This is a genomic window from Pseudomonas paraveronii, assembly GCF_963681955.1.
GTDB classification, from domain to species: Bacteria; Pseudomonadota; Gammaproteobacteria; order Pseudomonadales; family Pseudomonadaceae; genus Aquipseudomonas; species Aquipseudomonas paraveronii.
Map to the genome: position 1 here is coordinate 2,518,566 of NZ_OY817130.1, position 19,406 is coordinate 2,537,971.

Genomic DNA, 19,406 nt, shown 5'->3' on the forward strand with positions numbered 1-19,406 from the left:
TTGTTGCTGTGCAGGCGATCAGCGCCGCCTTCGGCCAGGCCACGTTCCTGCAGGCGATCAGCGCCGCCTTCGGCCAGGCCACGTTCCTGCAGGCGATCAGCACCGCCTTCAGCCAGGCCACGTTCCTGCAGGCGATCAGCACCGCCTTCGGCCAGACCACGTTCCTGCAGACGATCAGCACCGCCTTCGGCCAGGCCACGTTCCTGCAGGCGATCAGCACCGCCTTCGGCCAGGCCACGTTCCTGCAGGCGATCAGCACCGCCTTCAGCGACACGGTTGCCTTGCAGGCGATCCGCACCACCTTCGGCGACGCGATTTTCGTTGAGGCGATCAGCGCCCCCTTCAGCGACGACAGGGTGGGCAAAAGCGTTTGCTGCAAGTACCGAGAAAGCGAGGCTAAGCAAGAGTTGGCGTTTCATGAGAGTGTGCTCCGAGTGTTTGATTAGGGTGTTGCCTGGTGTGGGTTTGATGTTACGCGTTGCTATTTTTAAGAGAACTTCATTGGGTTGATGGTGACTATCGATGCCAGCGATAGCCCGTGTGGGCGGGCTATCGCGCAGCGGTCACGGCATCTGCGGCAGTTCCAGGGGGCGCAGGTCAAACACCAGTACTTCGGCATCCTCACCGTGGCTCAGGTGGATCTGGCGCTCATCACGCACGCGGGCACCGTCGCCTTCCTGCAGGCGCTGGCCGTTGATCTCGACGCTGCCACGGGCCACATGGATGTACACGTGGCGGTCCGGCGCCACGTCCAGGCGTGCGCTTTCGTCGGCGTTGAACAGCCCGGCGTACACCCGTGCATCCTGACGCACGTGCAGGGAGCCGTCGGCGCCATCCGGCGAGATGATCAACTGCAAGCGTCCACGTTTCTGCGCTGCGCTGAAGTGCTCTTGCTGATAGCGCGGCTCGGCGCCGGCCACATTCGGCACGATCCAGATTTGCAGGAAGTGCACGCCACGGCTCTGGCTATGGTTGAACTCGCTGTGGGCCACGCCGCTGCCGGCGCTCATCAGTTGCACATCGCCGGGACGGATCACCGAACCGGTGCCCAGGGTGTCCTTGTGTTCCAGGGCGCCTTCAAGCACATAGGAGAAAATCTCCATGTCGCGGTGCGGGTGCTGACCGAAACCACGGCCTGCGGCGACGCGGTCATCGTTGATCACCAGCAGGTCGGAAAAACCCTGTTCGGCGGGGTTCCAGTAGTTGGCGAACGAGAAGGTGTGGAACGACTTCAACCAACCGTGATTGGCGGCGCCGCGGTCGGAGGCTTTGCGAAGGGTCAGCATGGTGGTGTCCTCAAGTCAGAGCGGGCTGCGAAATGCAGGGCGCTTGCGTTGAGAAGAAGGTTACTGGTTACTGAAATATTCATTAAGGAGCTGATATTTGAATAACTGTCACGTTTAAGTTGACAGTCTCAGGCGTGGCATAATGGCCGCTGCCTTCCTTCCTGATGGACGTCTCTCTCTATGAACACCGTGGCCATGGCGCTGTTTCCAGACTTCCTCCTGCTCGACATGGCCGGGCCGCTAGAAGTGTTTTCGATTGCCAACCGCTACCTGCCAGCGGCGCAGCACTATCAGATCCTGACCGTCGGCACCGAGCCCGGCCCGCTGCGTGCGTCCAATGGCGTGGTCGTCCAGCCCGACCTGCTGCTGGCCCAGGCGCACGAGGCCTATGACCTGCTGTTGGTGCCGGGTGGCCCCGGTGCCTATAACGAATGCCACCCCGACCTGTTGCCCTGGCTCAAGGCCGCCGCCCCGCGCGCGCGGCGCTTCGGCTCGATCTGCACCGGTGCCTTCGTGCTCGGGCATGCCGGGCTGCTCGACGGCCACCACGTGACCACCCACTGGCATTACACCGAGCGGCTGATCAAGGCCTTCCCCCAGGCCATCGTTGAAACCGACCGCATCTACCTGCAGGACGGTCGCCTGATCACTTCGGGTGGGGTGACGGCGGGCATCGACCTGGCGCTGTCGGTCGTCGCCCAGGACCACGGCAAGCAGGTGGCGGTGGACGTGGCCAAAGTGCTGCTGGTGGTGATGAAACGCCAGGGCGGGCAGGCCCAGTTCAGCCCGATGACCGCCGCCGTGGCGCCCCAGGAAACCGCGATCACGCGGGTGCAGAACCAGGTGCTGGCGCATCTGGACCAGCCGTTCACCATCGAATCCATGGCGGCGCTGGCGGGCATGAGTGCGCGGCACTTTGCGCGATTGTTCGCCAAAGAAGTGCAGATGACGCCCATGGCGTTCCTGCAAGGCGCGCGCATCGACCGCGCCCGGCACTTGCTGGAAACCACCGACCTGCCGCTCAAGACCGTGGCCTTTCACGCAGGCTTCGGCAGCGTGCGACATATGCGCTTTCTGTTCAGTGAAAAACTCGGCCTTAACCCCACCCAATACCGCCAGCAGTTCAGTTAACGACAGGATGTCCGTCTCGCGCACCCGATTGTCCGTATCGCTCCCCGTGCCAGCATTGTCCTGTTACAACGAGCTGGCAAGATAACGGCAGGCCCATGGAAGAAGGATGCGCAGGCGCCCAAGCTCGGGTGTTTCAGCGCTTTTACGCAGATGAACAACGACCATGCGATGCGCTTTGGCCCTTACACCTTTCATCGCCAGCAGCGCCTGGTCAGCAAGGCGGGCATGCCCGTGCCGTTGGGCGGGCGCGCGTTGGATATCCTGGCGGTGCTGCTCGAAACGCCGGGGCAATTTGTCGGCAAAGACACCCTGATCGCCCGCGTCTGGCCGTGCAGCGTGGTGGAAGAGAACAACCTGCGGGTGCATATCGCCGCCCTGCGCCGTGCATTGGACGGCCGTCGCTACATTCTCAATGACCCCCAGCGCGGCTATTGCTGCGTCGCGCCGCTGCAGGATGCCGCCCGCCACGTGGCACTGCGGCACAACCTTGCGACCCGACTCAGCCCGTTGATCGGCCGCGACGAACTCTTGGGTGCGCTGGTCCGGCGCCTGTCCGGGCAACGCCTGATGACCTTGACCGGAGGCGCCGGTGTCGGCAAGAGCAGCCTGGCGCTGGCGTTGGCCGAGCGCGTGTTGCCGCGTTATCGCGACGGCGTATGGTGGCTGGACCTGGCCAGCGTCGATGCGCCCACGGCAATCCTGCGCCACGTGGCCCAGACCCTTGGGCTCGAGGCGTGTGACAGTGCCTCGGCGTTATCCCGTCAATTGGCCTCGCGCCAGTTACTGTTGGTGCTCGATGGTGCCGACGTATTGCTCGGTGCCTGCCGTCATCTGGCGCGCGCGCTGCAGGCCAGCGCGCCCGGAGTGACGCTGTTGTTGAGCAGTCGCGAAGCCTTGCGGGTGCCCGGCGAGTGGGTGCAGCGCGTGCCTCGCCTGGCGCTGCCGATGCCGTCCGCCTGGGGCAGTGTCGAGCAGGCGATGGCCTACTCGGCGGTGCAGGTGTTCGTTGCGCGGGTACGCGCCAGTCAGCAAGGGTTTGCCCTGCGCTCCCAGGACTTGCCGGCGCTGCGCGATATCTGCCGCCGGCTCGACGGTATCCCTTTGGCCCTGGAACTGGCAGCCGCCCAGGTCGACGCCCTCGGCGTGCAGGGCTTGCAGGTGCAATTGCGCAGCGGCCTGCAAGTGCTGGCGCGCGGTCGGCGCACGGCGGTGGAACGGCACCGATCCCTGGCGGCGGCCCTGGATTGGTCATACGAGCGCCTGAGCCTGCCGGAGCGCTGGATGTTCCTGCAACTGGGGCTGTTCAAGATGGCGGTGAGCTTGCCCGCCCTGACTCAGTTGATCGCCGGCACCGAGTTGGCCCACGCCGACCTGGCTTACCTGCTGCGGCGACTGGTCGACACCTCGCTGCTGAGCGTGGAACCCGGTCTCGGTCCCGAGCGTTATCGCCTGCTCAACAGCGTGCGCAGCTACGCCCTGGCGCAACTGCGCGACCCGCTGCAGGTGGCGCAGTTGCAGCAAGGGTATGGGCATTATCTGGGCGCGTTTTCAGGCCGGCCGTTTGTCTTGCAACTCGTCGAGCAGGCGGCGCACGCCGATTAGGTCCTGGGTGGCGAACCCTTCGGTGAATCGCGCGTAGACCGCGTTCAGCAGCTCGTGGGCCGCTTGCCGGCGGTCTTGGCGCTGCCACAGCCGCGCCAGTGCGGTCGCACTGCGTAACTCCCAGGCCAGGGCACCATGCTGGTGCGCCAGGCCCAACGCGTCGAGCAGCAGTGCTTCTGCCGCCTGGGGATCGTCGATGTGCTCGGCGCGCACCCGCAGAATCTCCGCAGTACACCAGCCGGCCGCGCCGTTTCTGGCGCGTTCGAACATCGCCGTGTCCACCGCCGTCGCGTTGAAGGTCACCAGGGTGTCTGCGACCAGGCCGAGCCCGTGCATGTCTTGCTCTGGCGCCGTGCCGGCGTAGTGTCTGGCCCAGGTGTGAAACAGCTGCACCGAGTGTTTTTGCGCTTGTTGCATCAACAGGTCCAGCAGTGAATGCGCCGTGGTCGCGTCGCCGTTGTAGCGGGCGATGACCACCCCGGCCAGGGCCAGGGTGTAGCAGATCGAGGTGCCGTGGTTGATCTGCAGCGCCAGTTCCAGGGCCTGGTTCGCGGTGCGCCAGGCGCGCTCCGGGAAGCCCCGCAGCCACAGGATGCGGGCGAGGATCGTCAGAGAGGCGACGCTCTGGTCGTACTGCACGCCGAAGCCATGGGTGAACCGGTTCAGATGACCGCTGTGGGCCATGCGCTGGATCACCTGTTCGGCATTGTGCTGGGCCAACGCCTGGTCACCCGCAAAGTGCTGGGCCAGTACCCGCAGGCGTTGGGCGCTGAGGTCGAGCAAGGGGACGGCCTGGGGGCCGAGTTGATCGAAGTGCAGGCTTTGCGCAAGCGCCTGGCGATAGTTGCCGCAACACAGGTTGACCGCCATGTGGCCCGACACCGCACGCAACTGGCCGCTCAGGTCATTGTTCGCTTCGGCCAGGCGCCGCGCGCAGGCAAAGGCGTCAATGGTCTGCGGCGTACCGCCCTGGGTGTGATACGAGAAACTGCCCAGCGCCAGTTGCAACGCCATGTGCAAGTGCGGGTTCGGCGCCGGCGATTGCGCCAGCCGCGCGAGCGCCTTGCCCACGTACAGCCCGTGCTCCCTCAGCAGTGACAGCTCCTGCCACAACGGCATCGCGCTGACCGTCAGGCGAATCCCCAACAGGTGCGCGCCCTGGTCGCCCAGGCCCCAATCCAGCGCGGTGCGGATGTCTTCGCGCAGGGGCGCATAGCGGTCGATCCAGGGCTGGGTCGCGGTCCGTTCCCAATCTTCCCGTGCCTGTTCCATCAAGGCCAGGCAGCGTGCGGCGTGGCGCTCGCGGGTGGTGTCGAGTTCAGCGGCCACGCTGAGCTTTTCCAGGGCGTAGGTGCGGGTGATGTCGAGCAGGCGGTAGACCATTTCGTCATCGCCGGGCTCGACATTGAGCAGCGACTTGGCCACCAGTTGGGTGATCGAACCCAGCACCTCGGCCGGCGCGATCTGCTCCCCGGCGATTACCGCCGCCGCGCTGGCCAGGCTGAAGCCGCCACGAAACACCGCCAGGCGGCGCAGGCAGATCTGTTCGCAGGGCGAGAGCAGGTCGAAACTCCAGTCCAGCGTGGCGCGCAAGGTCTGCTGACGGGGCAGGGCGCTGCGGCGGCCACGGGTCAGCAGGCGAAAGTTGTCTTCCATCTGCACCAGCAAGCCCGGCAGGCCGAAGCGTTCGATCTGCGCCGCTACCAGCTCGATGGCCAGCGGGATACCGTCGAGGCGCTGGCAGATATCAATCGCCAGCGGCAGTTCGGCTTCGCTGAGCGCGAAGCTGTCCTGATGGGACATGGCCCGTTCGATCAACAGTTGCAGGGCCGGATAGCCCAGGGCCTGGGCACGGTTGCCGGTGGCGGGCGGGCAGGCCAGCGGCTCCAGGCGCTGCACGTACTCACCCTCGGCTCGCAGTGCTTCACGGCTGGTGGTGAGGATGTGCAGGTCGGGCGCGTGGCGCAGCAGGGTTTCGCTGATCAGCGCGATGTCGTCGAGCAGGTGTTCGCAGTTGTCGATCACCAACAGCAACTGGCGCGCCTGCAGGCTGCGTGCCAGGGTGAGCAGCGGCGCGTGTTCGGCGAGTGTGAGGTCGAGCAGGGCGGCGAGGTTGGGCAGGATCATCGACGGCGTGCTGAGGGGCGCCAGGTCCAGCAGGCGGATACCGTCGCGGTAGTGCCCGATCAACAATTCGGCGACGCGCAGCGCCACCGTGGTCTTGCCGATGCCCCCCGCGCCGGTCAGGGTGATAAAACGTTGTTGCGGCAATTGCTGCACCAGCGCATCGATCAGCGCCTGGCGGCCGATCATCCGCGTGCGGCGCAGCGGCAGGTTATGGGCCTGGCTTTGGGGAATACCGTCGGCTGGAATGGTCATCGGTTCGATGCTCAGTGGCGCCACAAAACTGTAACCGCGCTGGGCCACGGTGACGATATAGCGCTGCCCGGCCTGGCCATCGCCGAGGGCCTTGCGCAACGCCGCCATATGCACCCGCAGGTTGCCGTCTTCGACCACGCTTTTGGGCCAGACCCGCGCGATCAGTTCCTGCTTGCTCACCACATTGCCGGCCTGTTCCAGCAGGATCAGCAGGATCTCCACCGCCCGCCGTCCCAGGCGCAGCGGCCGGCCCGCCTCCAGTACCAGGCGTTGGCGTGGGTGGATCCGGTACGGGCCGAAGTGCACGGCCTGTTCGCTGAGGTCGCTCATGCCTGCGCATGCTCTGAGACAAGGGGCTGCCCAGCATATTCCACGCGTGCAGCGAGCACTAGGCCGCGATGACCTGCTTGTGGCGCAGTTGGTGATTGCGCCAGGTCATCGGGTTGACGCCTTCGCTGCGGGTGAACATATGGCAAAAGTGCGCCTGGTCGCAGAAGCCACATTCCAGGCTGATTTGCGTCAGGCTCAAGGACGTACCGGTGATCAATTCCTTGGCGCGCTGGATGCGCTGTTGGCGAATCCATTCCTGTGGCGACAGCCCGGTGGTGCATTTGAAGGCGCGGGAGAAGTGGCTGCGTGACAGGGCGCAGGCCTGGGCCAGGTCGGCAATCGTCAGGCTTTCGCCGAGGTTGGCGAGGATCAGTTGCTTGGCGATACGCTCGCGCCGGGGGCAGAGGCCGCCGGTCGCGCAGATGCTTGGAGCACGGTGCTCAAGTCGGGCCATGACGAATATCCGTGGTCGATGGGAGCGTTCCCGGTGAATGGAAGAGTGTAGACGGCGTTATTTTTGGAACCGAACCGCTCGGCTGACGAGTTAATCGTTGTTAATTTCGCCAGGTGCGGACGTAAAAAAGACAGCACAGGTGTGCAATCGCGCTCGCCTGCCGCGTGCTTAGCTAGTGCTCTGCTAACTGTTTGGATACCGCCATGAACCGCAACGACCTGCGCCGTGTCGACATGAACCTGCTGGTGATTTTCGAAGCGCTGATGTTCGAGAAGAACCTGACCCGGGTCGCTGAAAAACTCTTCATGGGCCAACCGGCGGTGAGTGCGGCCCTGGGCCGTTTACGCGATTTGTTCGACGACCCGTTGCTGCTGCGCAACGGGCGGGGCATGGAGCCCACGCCACGCGCAATGGCGATACTCAAGGAGCTGCAACCGGCCATGGACACCATCTCAAGCGCCGTCAGCCGCGCCAAGGATTTCGACCCTTCCACCAGCTGTGCGGTGTTCCGCATCGGCCTGTCCGATGACGCCGAGTTCGGCCTGTTCCCGCCGTTGCTCAGCCAACTGCGTGACGAGGCACCGGGGATTATCCTGGTGGTGCGCCGCGCCAATTACTTGTTGATGTCGTCGCTGTTGGCCAGTGGCGAGATCACTGTAGGCGTCAGCTACACCACGGATCTGCCGGCCAATGCCAAGCGCAAGAAACTGCGCGATATACCGTGCAAGGTGCTGCGCGGCGATGGCGGCATAGAACCGCTGACCCTGGACGAATACTGCGCGCGGCCCCATGCCATGGTGTCGTTCTCGGGGGACTTGAGCGGCAATATCGACCTCGACCTGGCGCGTATCGGCCGAGCGCGCCGGGTGGTGCTGGCGGTGCCGCAATTCAGCGGATTGCGTGCGTTACTGGCGGGCACGCAGATCATCGCGACGGTGCCGGACTACGCGGCGTGTGCCTTGACGGAAGGCACCACGTTACGCGCACAAGACCCGCCGTTTGCGATCGATGCGGCGGAGTTGTCGATGGTGTGGAGCGGGGTGCATGACAACGACCCGGCGGAGCGCTGGTTGAGGAGCCGGATCAGCGCGCACATGTCCACTTTCCCTGTGTAGGCGCCCCCTGAAAGGTCGCCCCGCCAAACAGCACAAACATCCAATTCCGAATTGCCCGTCGCCGCCAAACTCCCTCCATCGCTCAGCTCTCCAGGGGGGAAGAACACAGCATGAACCCAACACTCGAAACCAGCCCCGACGAAGTCGTCACCCTGATCGTCAAACACCGGATCAAATCCGGCAGCGAGGCTGACTACGAAGCCTGGCTACGGCGCATCGTGCGCATCGCCGGCGAGCGTCCCGGCCATCTCGGTGTCGACGTCGTGCGCGGTAAACAGGATGGCCTGGCGCTGTTCACCTGCGTGTTGCGCTATCGCTCCACCGACGACCTGCAACGCTGGCTCGACTCTCCGCAGCGCAAGACCCTGATCGAAGAAGCCGCGCCGATGCTGGCCGACGGCGACCACACCGAAATCGGTGCGGTCAACGAGTTCTGGTTCACGCCGCAAACCGACAGCGTCGCCAAACCGCCGCGCTGGAAACAGGCCGTGGTCACCCTGTGTGTGATCCTGCCGCTGACCCTGCTGGTGCCGATCGCGTGGGGTCCGATACTGGCTCTGCATCCGTTGCTGTCCAACTACGTGGTCGCCACCTTCCTGGTGACCGTGACCATCGTCGTGCTGGTGGTGTACCTGCTGATGCCAGCGGCTACCCGCCTGTTCGCTCCCTGGCTTGAAGCCTCTGTAAAGGAAACCCTATGAACGCCGATCTGATTCTGTTCAATGGCCAGTTCCACACCGTGGACCGTGAAAATCCACGCGCCACCGCCGTCGCCATTCGCCAGGGGCGCTTCGTGGCAGTGGGCACCGACGGTGAAGCCATGGCCCTGCGTGGCAGCGCCACCCAGGTCATCGACCTCAAAGGCCGCACGGTGATCCCCGGCCTCAACGACTCGCACCTGCACCTGATCCGTGGCGGCTTGAACTACAACCTCGAACTGCGCTGGGAGGGCGTGCCGTCCCTGGCTGACGCGCTGCGCATGCTCAAGGATCAGGCCGACCGCACCCCCACGCCGCAATGGGTACGCGTGGTGGGCGGCTGGAACGAATTCCAGTTCGCCGAAAAGCGTATGCCGACCCTGGAAGAACTCAACCAGGCGGCGCCGGACACCCCGGTGTTCGTGTTGCACCTGTACGACCGTGCCTTGCTCAACCGCGCCGCCCTGCGCGTGGCCGGCTACACCAAGGACACGCCCAACCCGCCGGGCGGCGAGATCGTGCGCGACAGCCACGGCAACCCCACCGGCATGCTGGTCGCGCGGCCCAACGCAATGATTCTCTACTCGACCCTGGCCAAGGGGCCGAAACTGCCGCTGGAATACCAGGTCAACTCGACCCGCCAGTTCATGCGCGAACTCAATCGCCTCGGCCTGACCAGTGCAATCGACGCCGGCGGCGGTTTCCAGAACTACCCCGATGACTACGCGGTGATCGAGCAACTGGCCAAGGATGAACAGTTGACGGTGCGTATCGCCTACAACCTGTTCACCCAGAAGCCCAAGGAAGAACTCAGTGACTTCAAAAACTGGACCGGCAGCGTCACCTTGCACCAGGGCGACGACTACCTGCGCCACAACGGCGCCGGCGAGATGCTGGTGTTCTCGGCGGCGGATTTCGAAGACTTCCTCGAACCACGCCCGGACCTGCCGCTGAGCATGGAGCAGGAACTGGAGCCGGTGGTGCGCCACCTGGTCGAGCAGCGCTGGCCGTTCCGCCTGCACGCCACCTATAACGAATCGATCTCGCGCATGCTCGACGTGTTCGAGAAGGTCAACCGCGATATCCCGTTCAATGGCTTGCCGTGGTTCTTCGACCACGCCGAAACCATCACCCCGCACAACATCGAGCGCGTGCGCGCCCTCGGCGGCGGGATTGCGATCCAGGACCGCATGGCGTTCCAGGGTGAGTACTTTGTCGAGCGCTACGGCGCCAAGGCCGCCGAAGCCACGCCGCCGATCAAGCGCATGCTCGCCGAAGGCGTGCCGGTCGGCGCGGGCACCGATGCCACGCGGGTCTCGAGTTATAACCCGTGGACCTCGTTGTACTGGATGGTCAGCGGCCGCACCGTGGGCGGCCTGGAGTTGCACGCCGAAGGCCTGCCGCGCCTGACCGCGCTGGAACTGTTCACCCATGGCAGCGCCTGGTTCTCGTCCGAACAGGGCAAGAAGGGCCAGATCAAGGTCGGCCAGTTGGCGGATGTCGCCGCGCTGTCGGCGGATTTTTTCAGTGTCGATGAAGAGGCCATCAAGTGGATCGAATCGGTGCTGACCGTGGTCGGCGGCAAGGTGGTGTATGGCGCCGGCGACTTCGAAGATTTCGCGCCCCCGCGCGTGCCGGTGCTGCCGGACTGGTCGCCGGTGGTCAAGGTGCCGGGGCACTGGCGTCCGACGTCGCCGCTGCAAGCCCAGGTTCACCAGTGCAGCGGCCCGTGCGGCGTGCATTCCCATAGCCATGAAAAAGCACGCCTTTCCAGCGTGCCGGTCAGCGACTTCCAGGGTTTCTGGGGCGCGTTTGGCTGTTCCTGCTTTGCTTTCTAATCAACCCACAAAGGAGCTACTCCCATGACTTACAAACGCCTGAATAAAGATGACGCAGTCGTGCTGTTGGTGGATCACCAGACTGGCCTGATCTCCCTGGTGCAGGATTTCTCCCCCAACGAATTCAAGAACAACGTGCTGGCCCTGGCCGACGTGGCGAAGTTCTTCAACCTGCCGACCATCCTCACCACCAGCTTTGAAAGCGGCCCCAACGGCCCGCTGGTGCCCGAGCTCAAAGAACTGTTCCCGGACGCGCCGTACATCCCGCGCCCTGGCCAGATCAATGCCTGGGACAACGAAGACTTCGTCAAAGCGGTGAAGGCCACCGGCCGCAAGCAGATCATCATTGCCGGTGTGGTGACGGATGTGTGCGTAGCGTTCCCGACCCTGTGCGCCCTCGACGAAGGCTTTGAGGTGTTTGTGGTCACCGATGCTTCCGGCACTTTCAACGAAACCGTGCAACAGGCTGCCTGGGCCCGTATGACCGCTGCCGGCGCGCAACTGGTGAACTGGTTCTCCGTGGCCTGCGAGCTGCAAGTTGACTGGCGCAACGACATGGAAGGCCTGGCCAACCTGCTGTCGCCGCGCATTCCCAACTACCGCAACCTGATGAACAGCTACTCGGCGTTCACTGCCAAGTAACCCGACCTCACGAATGTAGGTAATCAATGTGGGAGGGGGCTTGCCCCCGATAGCGGTGTGTCAGTCACGCATGCATTGGCTGACACCCTGCCATCGGGGGCAAGCCCCCTCCCACATTTGATGGTGTTCACACATTGGGTTTGTGGTGTGGTCACTGACAGGCTATAAGTCAGCAAAATGTCCACCGAGAAGCGACAATGAACCCCTTCGAAGACATGCGCCTGTTTTGCCAGGTCATGGAATCCGGCAGCTTCACCGCCGCCGCCGAACAACTGGGGCTGTCCAAGCAATTCGTCAGCCGTCGTCTGATCCAGCTCGAAGACCGCCTCGGCGTGCGTTTGCTCAACCGCTCCACCCGCCGCCTGGATGTCACGCCCCTGGGGCAGAGTTACTACGAGTCGGCCTTGCGCCTGCTCGGTGAAGTCGAGCAAGTGGAGCAGGGCATCGCCGGCCAGAACAGCGAGCCACGCGGCACGATCCGCCTGAGTGCGCCGTTGTCGTTTGCCATGGCCCACCTGGGCTGCCTGCTGCCGGCGTTTTTGCAGCGCTATCGGCAGGTATCGGTGGAAGTCGACCTGAGCGACCGCCCCGTGGATTTGATCGGCGAAGGCTACGACCTGGTGCTGCGCATTGGCATTCTCGAAGACTCCACCCTGATCGCCCGCCGTATCGCCAGCGTGCAGCGTGTGTATTGCGCCAGCCCCGAGTACCTCGCGTTGCACGGTACGCCGCAGAAGCCTGACGACCTGGCCGACCACGATTGCCTGCCCTACGGCCACGGCCGCCAAGTGCAATGGCGGTTCCAGAACAAGGGCAAGCTGCAGTCGCTGAACGTCAGCGGGCGCATGCGCGTGAACAACGGCGAGCTGCTGCGCGACACCGCTATCGCCGGCCTGGGCATCACCTACCTGCCAACCTTTATCATCGACGATGCCTTGAAGGACGGGCGCCTGGTGACGCTGCTGGAGGACTTCGCCCCCGACGCCCTGACCCTGTCGGCGGTGTACCCGCAGCACCGGCAGAGTTCGCGGCCGGTGCAGGCGCTGGTGGACTTCCTGCGTGAGCGCCTGGCTAGCGGCTGCTGAATAGCTGACGGATCAGGTTCGGCGTGGTACCCGTCCAGCGTTTGAACGAGCGCCGGAAGTTCGCCGCATCGTTGAAGTTCAGGTACGCGGCCACTTCATCGTTGCTGAACCCCTTGACCTGATACAGGTGCAACGCGACGTGCTTGCGCACCCGATCCACCTGCTGTTGAAAGCCGGTGTCGTGCTTGTGCAGTTTGCGCTTGAGGGTCGCCGGGCTCATGGCGAACGCCTGGGCCGCCTGTTCCAGGCTGGGCGGCTGACGCACCTGTTCGCGCAGGTAGTCGTAGAGGCAATCGAGAAAACTGTCGGCAAAGCCGAGCGTTTCGACCTGCTCGCGGGCCTGCTGCCGCGCGACTTGGCCGGCGGTGGCCGACGCGCCGGGCCAGGCCATGACCAGGTATTCGCGCGGGATGCACATCATGTCCAGCGGGCGGGCGAAGCGCGTGTGTTCCCCCAGGTGTACCCAATATTGTTCGACATAGTGCGGCTCGCCATGGCTGAAGCTGCATTGCCACGGCAGGCGTTGGCCGCTGAGCCATTGGCTCATTGCGACCAGCGACGTCATGCTGGCTTCCAGCAGGAACCGCCAGTGTTCGCCGGCGCCGCAACTGTCCCGCCAGTACAGGTAGGCGTGGTGCTCATCGAGCTCCACTTGCAGCGTGACCAACGGGCTGAGCAACACCTGTTGCTGGATCAGGATCTCCAGCGCCTGATCGAGGTTTTGCGCGTGGCCCAGGGCATGGCTGGCGGCGCCGTAATAGCCGGGCAGCAGGCGTTGGCCAAACAGAAAGCTGCTCTCATCGGCATCGAGCAGGCGCCGGCTGTTGCCGATCAATGCGAGAAACTGCTGCGGGCTCAGTTGCGCTTTACCGGCGAGGATGTCCTCGTGGAACAGCCCGGTGCCGCGCAGCAGCCGATGGCTGTCGATGTCGCGGGACAACGCCAGGTCGATCAGCGTGGCAGGTTGGTAATGCCCAGGGATGAAGCGGCTGTCGGCTTCATACCAACGGGTTTTCACGGCCATCTCAGGCGCTTTTCGCAAGCGGTTGTTTGGCCCGGGCGAGCGCCAGGTTCAGGCGCTTGAGCAGGTCCTGCGGCGGTTCTTCCAAGGCCATTACCACGGCCAGGGTCGCCGCCAGTTGCAGGCGCTCGCCGTGTTGCCGCGTCTTGTGCGCCAGGCTGCGTACCGCTTGCTCCAGCTCCAGCGCCAGCACCTGGGCCTGGCGCTCGCCGGTGTTGGGCAACACCACCACAAAGCGGTCGCCGGCCAGGCGGCAAAGTAAATCCTGACGGCGCAGGTTGAGCAGCAGCACATGGCTGAGGGCTTGCAACACCGCATCGCCCTCGGCGTGGCCGTAGGCCTGGTTGATGGCGGTGAAGTTGTCCAGGTCCAGGGCCAGCAGCGACAGCGGTTGTTGCTGGTCACGGCTGTCTTGCAGGCTGTGGGCCAGTTGGCGCTTGAGGTAATCGGCGCCACCCAGGGGCGTGAGTTTGTCGAACAGCCGATGCTCGCGAAACAGCCGCTCGCGTTTTTCCATTTGCGCGCTGATCGCCAGTTGTTCGCGGTGCCAGTGGTAGATGCCGAGGGTCAGCAGGATCATGCCCACCGGCATCGGCCCGGACTCCAGCCAGTGATCCCAGGTGATGCTGGCGGGCAGGCGAATGAATTCGTCGAGGCTGTCGATCCACCAGGAGAAAAAGATGCACGACAGGCCCAGTGCCAGGTAATTGGTGACGCGCCCGGCGGGGCGGCTTTTCAGCACCAGGCCCAGCCATACCAGGGCGAGCAGGGCGGAGCCGCCCTCGCCGATGATATCCAGCCATACCCACTCGTTGATGCTTTTCAGCTCGCCGCAGGCCAGGAACAGCAGCAGGCCGAGGTTGGCGGCGATCAGCAGCAGGGCGAGTTTCCAGCGGTGGGGTTTGAGCACGGAAAACATGGCCGCGAGTCCTTGGGCAAATGAGCGATGGGCGCCAGCACAGCAGATGGATGTGACGGTTGGATGACGAGGGGGGAGGGTCGAATCAGCTCACCCCACACGCGATGAAAACCAACGGTGGGAGGGGGCTTGCCCCCGATTGCGGTGTGCCAGATGGCTTATCTATTGACTGACCCACCGCTATCAGGGGCGAGCCCCCTCCCACCGTTGACCACCAGAGGTCATTTCGGCTCATTCCACGTTGAGAACCAGGCAAAACTCACGATTTACGGGCTCCACGGTCGATCCCTGTCACAGAACCGTCATCCCTCATCCCTAGCTTGCCCTCCCAGTTGCCGGGCCCCTTGCCTGGCGCCAACGGACTCTTGGGGAGGATTTCATGTACAAGCGCACCGGGCTCGTCAGCTTTACGCTTACCGCCTTGGCCCTGGCGATGGCCAGCGAGCGGCTCCAGGCGGCCGACATCGCCAACATCGAGCACGTCGACGTGGTCGGCCAGGCTGCCGCTATCGACCAGGCGCTCAAGGAGCAGCGTTCTTCCGACAGCATCAAGAGTGTGGTGCATGCCGACGGCGTGGCCCAGTTGCCGGATGAAAACGTCGCCGAAGCCGTGCAGCGCCTGCCCGGTGTCAGCGTCGAGCGCGACCAGGGCGAAGGGCGTTTTGTCAGCGTGCGTGGCCTCGGCCCGGACCTCAACAGCGTGACCATCAACGGCACCCTGGTGCCGTCGCCCGAAAGCGAACGTCGCGCCGTGGCCCTCGATGTGTTGCCCTCCGAGCTGGTGCAGTCGCTGTCGGTGATCAAGACCCTGACTCCGGACATGGACGCCAACTCCCTAGGTGGCACCGTCGATGTGAAGAGCTTGTCGGCGTTCGACCACAAGGGCCTGTTCTACACCGGCAGCACTGAGGCCAGCTACGACAAGAACACACGCCAGACCAGCCCGAAATTCTCCGGCGCGGCCAGCAATCGCTTCAGCCTTGGCGATGGCATCGACAACTTTGGCGTCGCCGCAGCCCTGAGCTGGCAGAAGCGCGACTTCGGCTCGGACAACGTCGAAACCGGCGGCGCCTGGGACTTCAGCCAGGGGGCCAAACTCAGCGAGTTCGAGCAGCGCGACTACGACATCAGTCGCGAGCGCGCCGGTGGTGGCCTGAACTTCGACTACAAGCCCGATGACCTCAGCAGCTACTACCTGCGCACCCTCTACAGCCGCTACACAGACACCGAGACCCGCAACGCCGCCAGCCTCGAATTTGCCGACCCCCAGGCGCCTGGCGAGCTGGGCGTGGCGGAGGGCAAGCGCAAGCTGAAGAACCGCGAGGAGACCCAGGAAATCCAGTCCTACGTGTTCGGCGGCGAACGCATGTTCGGCCTGTGGACCCTCAGCGGCCAGGCCGGCTACAGCCAATCCAGCGAAGACAGCCCGGCGCACATCGCCGGCGCCACCTTCGATGGCGGCGACTTTGCCGACAGCGGCTTCTACGACACAGACAAACCACGCCCCATCGTCGGCGCCGGCTTCTACGACGCGAGCAACTTCACCCTGGACAAGGTCGACTGGGAAAAACAGAACACCCAAGACACCGAGAAGAACCTGCGCCTGGACCTGGCCCGCGACTACGACCTGAGCGGCTACGCGTCCCAGGTCAAGTTCGGCGGCAAGGTCAGCCGGCGCCACAAGGACAACGACCTGGAAGCCTGGGTTTATAAGAACTTCGACACCCTGGGCTTTACCGACGAACAGCTCAACCTCACCCAGTTCCAGACGGGCAACGTCGACTACCGCCTCGGCAATTACGGCCCGGGTATCAACGCGGGCAGCATCAAGCAACTGATCGGCGGCCTTAACCGCGATGACTTCTATGACGAGACCGAATCCCGGGTCAACGATTTCACCATCCGCGAAGACATCAACGCCGGCTACCTGATGAACACCGTCGACATCGACGACTGGCGTTTCATCGCGGGCATGCGCTACGAAGGCACCGAGTTCGAAGCCAAGGGCACCGGCGCCACCGACGGCCAGTTCAGCGCTACCGAGACCAAACGGCGCTATCACCATTGGTTGCCGGGCCTGCATGCGCGTTACCAGATCGACAAGAACACCCAGGTGCGCGCGGCCTGGACCAAATCCGTGGTGCGCCCGACCTTTGGCCAGTTGGCGCCGGGTTTTGTGATCGACGATGACGAAGCGACCTTCGGCAACCCGGACCTCAAGCCCCTGGAGTCGAGCAACCTGGACCTGGGTATCGAGCACTTCATGGGCCGTGCGGGCACCGTGTCGGCGTTCGTGTTCTACAAAGACATCAAGCACTTTGTCTACAACACCGACGTGGCCGGCACCGGCGCCTGGACCAACTTCGCCGAGGCCCACACCTATGCCAACGGCGACAGCGCCAAGCTCTACGGCCTGGAACTGGCCTACTCACAGAAGTTCGACTGGCTGCCCGCGCCGTGGAACGGCCTGCTGGTCGGTGCCAACACCACGTTCAGCCGCTCCAGCGCCGATATCGAAGGCTTCGACGCCGCCAGTGGCGGCAACCGCAAACGCAACATCAGCCTGCCCAACCAGTCGGACACCGTTGGCAACCTGATGCTCGGCTGGGAAGACGACAAGCTCAGCCTGCGCCTGTCGGCCAACTACAAATCGGACTACCTGTATGAACTGGCTTCGATCAACGACAAGGCCCACGACCTGCACGTCGACGCACAGACCTTTGTCGACTTCAGCGCGCGTTACTCGCTGACCAAGAACCTGCAGGTCAGCTTCGAGGCGCAGAACCTGACCGACGAGTCGTACTTCGTCTACACCGGCCACCGCAGCTACAACGGCCAGTACGAGGAGTACGGCCCGACCTACAAGCTCGGCCTGACCTTCACCCATTTCTAACCAACACCTCAATCCGAATGTGGGAGGGGGCTTGCCCCCGATAGCGGTATGTCAGTCGCCGGATTCATTAGCCGAACCACTGCCATCGGGAACAAGCCCCCTCCCACATGGGTTCTTCATCGTTTTCGAAGGATTTGCCTGTTCATGAGATTTTCCAAGCTATACCTGCTGATGGCCCTGGCCACCTGCGGCCATGCGCTGGCCGCCGACCTGGCCCTGACTCGTTGGGCACCGAACCTGAACGCCGAGGCGCTGGCCTTCCTGCCCAACGGCCCTGAACGCCTGGCCGCCAGCACCCGCGACGGCCTGTTGCTGCTCGACGACAAAGGCGCCGAACTGGCGCGTTTCAAGGGTAACTTCAGCAGCCTCGACAGCCGCGCCGCGGGTGCCCAGGTGCTGGTGGCAACCCTGGATAACCAACGCCAGCAGGCCATGCTGATCAGCCTGGATAGCGCCGGCAAACGCTGGGGCGCGCCGCTGTACCTGCCGACCCGCGACTATCCGGTCAACGGCCTGTGCCTGTATCGCGACCCGGCGGCCAACCTGTTTGTGTTCCTGGTGGGCGAAGAGGGCAAGGGTGAGCAATGGCTGGTGGGCAATGGCCCGACGTTGCTGGCACAACCCCTGCGTGTACGCGGCTTGCCGCTGCCGCCGTCGGCGCAGTTCTGCCAGGTGGACGATGCCGCCAATCAGTTGCTGGTCAATGAGCAAAACGTCGGCTGGTGGGCCTACCCGGCGCACCCGGAAGCCGAGGTGAAACGCACCCCGGTCGCGCTGTTTGACAATCCCAAGCGCGCAGCCGGTGCCATGGCGCTGGTGCCCGGTGGTGTGGTCGCGCTTGATCCAAAGACCGCGCAACTGCAGCTGTTCCAGCAGGAGGGCGAACGCTGGGTTGCACAATCGAACCTGCGCCTGCCGGGTGTGACGGAACCGGAAAACCTCGCAATCAAAGGCCGGCAACTGCTGCTGCGCGACGACGACACCGGCAACCTCTATCAGGCTGAACTGACGTGGCAGGCCAAGCCTGTCGCGCCGGCGCCAGTGCTGCCGGAAGTCGCCGCCCAGCGCCAGACCGACCCGGTCGGCCGTCAGGGCGATGCGGCGGATGACCCGGCGATCTGGATTCACCCGGAACAGCCGGCGCAGAGCCGCGTGCTCGGCACCAACAAGAAACAGGGCCTGCTGGCCTACGACCTCGACGGCAAGCTGCTGCAAGAGCTGGCGGTGGGGCGCCTGAACAACGTCGATGTGCGTCCCAACTTCAAGCTCGGCCAGCAGACCGTCGACCTTGCCGTGGCGAGCAATCGCGACCACAACAGCCTGAGCCTGTTCAGCATCGACCGTCGCAGCGGCGAGTTGCGCGAAGCCGGCGAAGTGCCGACGCCCCTCAAGGAAATCTACGGTATCTGCCTGTTCCAGCCGCCCAGCGGGGACATTTACGCGATCGCCAATGGCAAGGACGGCACCTTCCTGCAATACCGCCTGAGCGCGCCGGATGGCCGGGTGCAGGGCGAGCTGGTGCGTCAGTTCAAGGTCGACAGCCAACCCGAAGGCTGCGTGGCCGACGACCAGCGCCAGCGCCTGTTCATCGGTGAAGAAGATGTCGGCGTCTGGGCCGTCGACGCCCGTGCCGATCAGCCGGCGACGCTGACCAGCGTGATCAAGGTCGGTGCGCAACTGCATGCGGATGTCGAGGGGCTGGCGCTGTATCAGAGCGGCGCGCGCGATTACCTGGTGATCTCCAGCCAAGGCAATGACAGCTACCTGGTGGTGGATGCCGAACCGCCGTTCGCCGCTCACGGCGCCTTTCGCGTCGGCTTGAACGCTGAAGCCGGGATCGACGGCGCGTCGGAAACCGATGGCCTCGAAGTCACCGCCGTCAACCTCGGCGGGCCGTGGAGCCAAGGCATGCTGGTGGTGCAGGACGGGCGCAAGCGCATGCCCGAGCAAACCCAGAACTTCAAGTTCGTGCCCTGGCGCGATGTGACTGGCGCCCTGAAATTGCCGTGAGCC

15 protein-coding genes are annotated in these 19,406 nt (G+C 64.2%); 10 read left to right on the forward strand and 5 right to left on the reverse strand.

Annotated elements, in window-relative coordinates; genetic code table 11:
• Positions 1-8: 8 nt before the first annotated feature.
• Complete coding sequence (locus U5A08_RS29890) at positions 9-446, forward strand: hypothetical protein (protein ID WP_425262825.1); 438 nt, start codon at positions 9-11, stop codon at positions 444-446.
• 117 nt (positions 447-563) lie between these two features.
• Here the strand turns inward: U5A08_RS29890 and U5A08_RS11465 are convergent, their stop codons facing one another.
• A complete protein-coding gene (locus U5A08_RS11465; RefSeq protein ID WP_321851598.1) occupies positions 564-1,286 on the reverse strand; it encodes a pirin family protein in 723 nt (240 codons plus the stop codon).
• 180 nt (positions 1,287-1,466) lie between these two features.
• Between U5A08_RS11465 and U5A08_RS11470 the strand changes: the two genes are divergently transcribed.
• Positions 1,467-2,417, forward strand: a complete 951-nt coding sequence (locus U5A08_RS11470) for a GlxA family transcriptional regulator (RefSeq protein WP_321851599.1) — start codon at positions 1,467-1,469, stop codon at positions 2,415-2,417.
• A gap of 150 nt (positions 2,418-2,567) precedes the next feature.
• Entirely contained in the window at positions 2,568-4,019 is a 1,452-nt protein-coding gene (locus tag U5A08_RS11475) for an ATP-binding protein (RefSeq protein WP_321851600.1), read from the forward strand.
• On the opposite strand, the gene U5A08_RS11480 is transcribed toward U5A08_RS11475, so the two are convergent.
• Together U5A08_RS11480 and U5A08_RS11485 are read right to left on the reverse strand one after the other, a co-directional pair.
• Positions 3,966-6,728, reverse strand: a complete 2,763-nt coding sequence (locus U5A08_RS11480) for an ATP-binding protein (protein WP_321851602.1) — start codon at positions 6,726-6,728, stop codon at positions 3,966-3,968. The genes U5A08_RS11475 and U5A08_RS11480 overlap by 54 nt on opposite strands.
• 58 nt (positions 6,729-6,786) lie before the next feature.
• Entirely contained in the window at positions 6,787-7,182 is a 396-nt protein-coding gene (locus tag U5A08_RS11485; RefSeq protein ID WP_253394974.1) for a helix-turn-helix domain-containing protein, read from the reverse strand.
• Between the two features lie 203 nt (positions 7,183-7,385).
• Here U5A08_RS11485 and U5A08_RS11490 point away from each other — a divergent pair, with 203 nt between their 5' ends.
• From U5A08_RS11490 to U5A08_RS11510, 5 genes are all read left to right on the forward strand, one after another.
• Positions 7,386-8,297 carry a LysR substrate-binding domain-containing protein gene (locus U5A08_RS11490; RefSeq protein WP_253394977.1) on the forward strand — a complete coding sequence of 304 codons (912 nt, stop codon included), beginning with the start codon at positions 7,386-7,388 and terminating at the stop codon, positions 8,295-8,297.
• Positions 8,298-8,407: 110 nt separating this feature from the next.
• A complete protein-coding gene (locus tag U5A08_RS11495) occupies positions 8,408-8,998 on the forward strand; it encodes an antibiotic biosynthesis monooxygenase (protein WP_253394978.1) in 591 nt (196 codons plus the stop codon).
• On the forward strand, positions 8,995-10,833 hold the full coding sequence (locus tag U5A08_RS11500; RefSeq protein WP_321851604.1) for an amidohydrolase: 1,839 nt from the start codon (positions 8,995-8,997) through the stop codon (positions 10,831-10,833). Before U5A08_RS11495 ends, U5A08_RS11500 begins: the two co-directional genes overlap by 4 nt.
• 24 nt (positions 10,834-10,857) lie before the next feature.
• Positions 10,858-11,475: an isochorismate family cysteine hydrolase YcaC gene (ycaC, locus tag U5A08_RS11505; RefSeq protein WP_159935861.1), complete on the forward strand. Its 618-nt coding sequence runs from the start codon at positions 10,858-10,860 to the stop codon at positions 11,473-11,475.
• A gap of 197 nt (positions 11,476-11,672) precedes the next feature.
• Complete coding sequence (locus tag U5A08_RS11510; RefSeq protein ID WP_321851608.1) at positions 11,673-12,560, forward strand: LysR family transcriptional regulator; 888 nt, start codon at positions 11,673-11,675, stop codon at positions 12,558-12,560.
• Here the strand turns inward: U5A08_RS11510 and U5A08_RS11515 are convergent.
• Together U5A08_RS11515 and U5A08_RS11520 are read right to left on the reverse strand one after the other, a co-directional pair.
• Entirely contained in the window at positions 12,547-13,584 is a 1,038-nt protein-coding gene (locus U5A08_RS11515) for an AraC family transcriptional regulator (RefSeq protein WP_253394981.1), read from the reverse strand. The two genes, U5A08_RS11510 and U5A08_RS11515, sit on opposite strands and share 14 nt — an antisense overlap.
• Before the next feature lies 1 nt (position 13,585).
• Positions 13,586-14,500: a GGDEF domain-containing protein gene (locus U5A08_RS11520; RefSeq protein ID WP_321851609.1), complete on the reverse strand. Its 915-nt coding sequence runs from the start codon at positions 14,498-14,500 to the stop codon at positions 13,586-13,588.
• A gap of 379 nt (positions 14,501-14,879) precedes the next feature.
• On the opposite strand from U5A08_RS11520, the gene U5A08_RS11525 reads away from it, so the two are divergent.
• The gene (locus U5A08_RS11525; protein WP_321851610.1) at positions 14,880-17,393 is read left to right on the forward strand and encodes a TonB-dependent receptor; all 2,514 of its coding nucleotides are present in this window, start codon (positions 14,880-14,882) and stop codon (positions 17,391-17,393) included.
• Between the two features lie 144 nt (positions 17,394-17,537).
• A complete protein-coding gene (locus tag U5A08_RS11530; protein ID WP_321851612.1) occupies positions 17,538-19,403 on the forward strand; it encodes a phytase in 1,866 nt (621 codons plus the stop codon).
• Positions 19,404-19,406 lie beyond the last annotated feature (3 nt).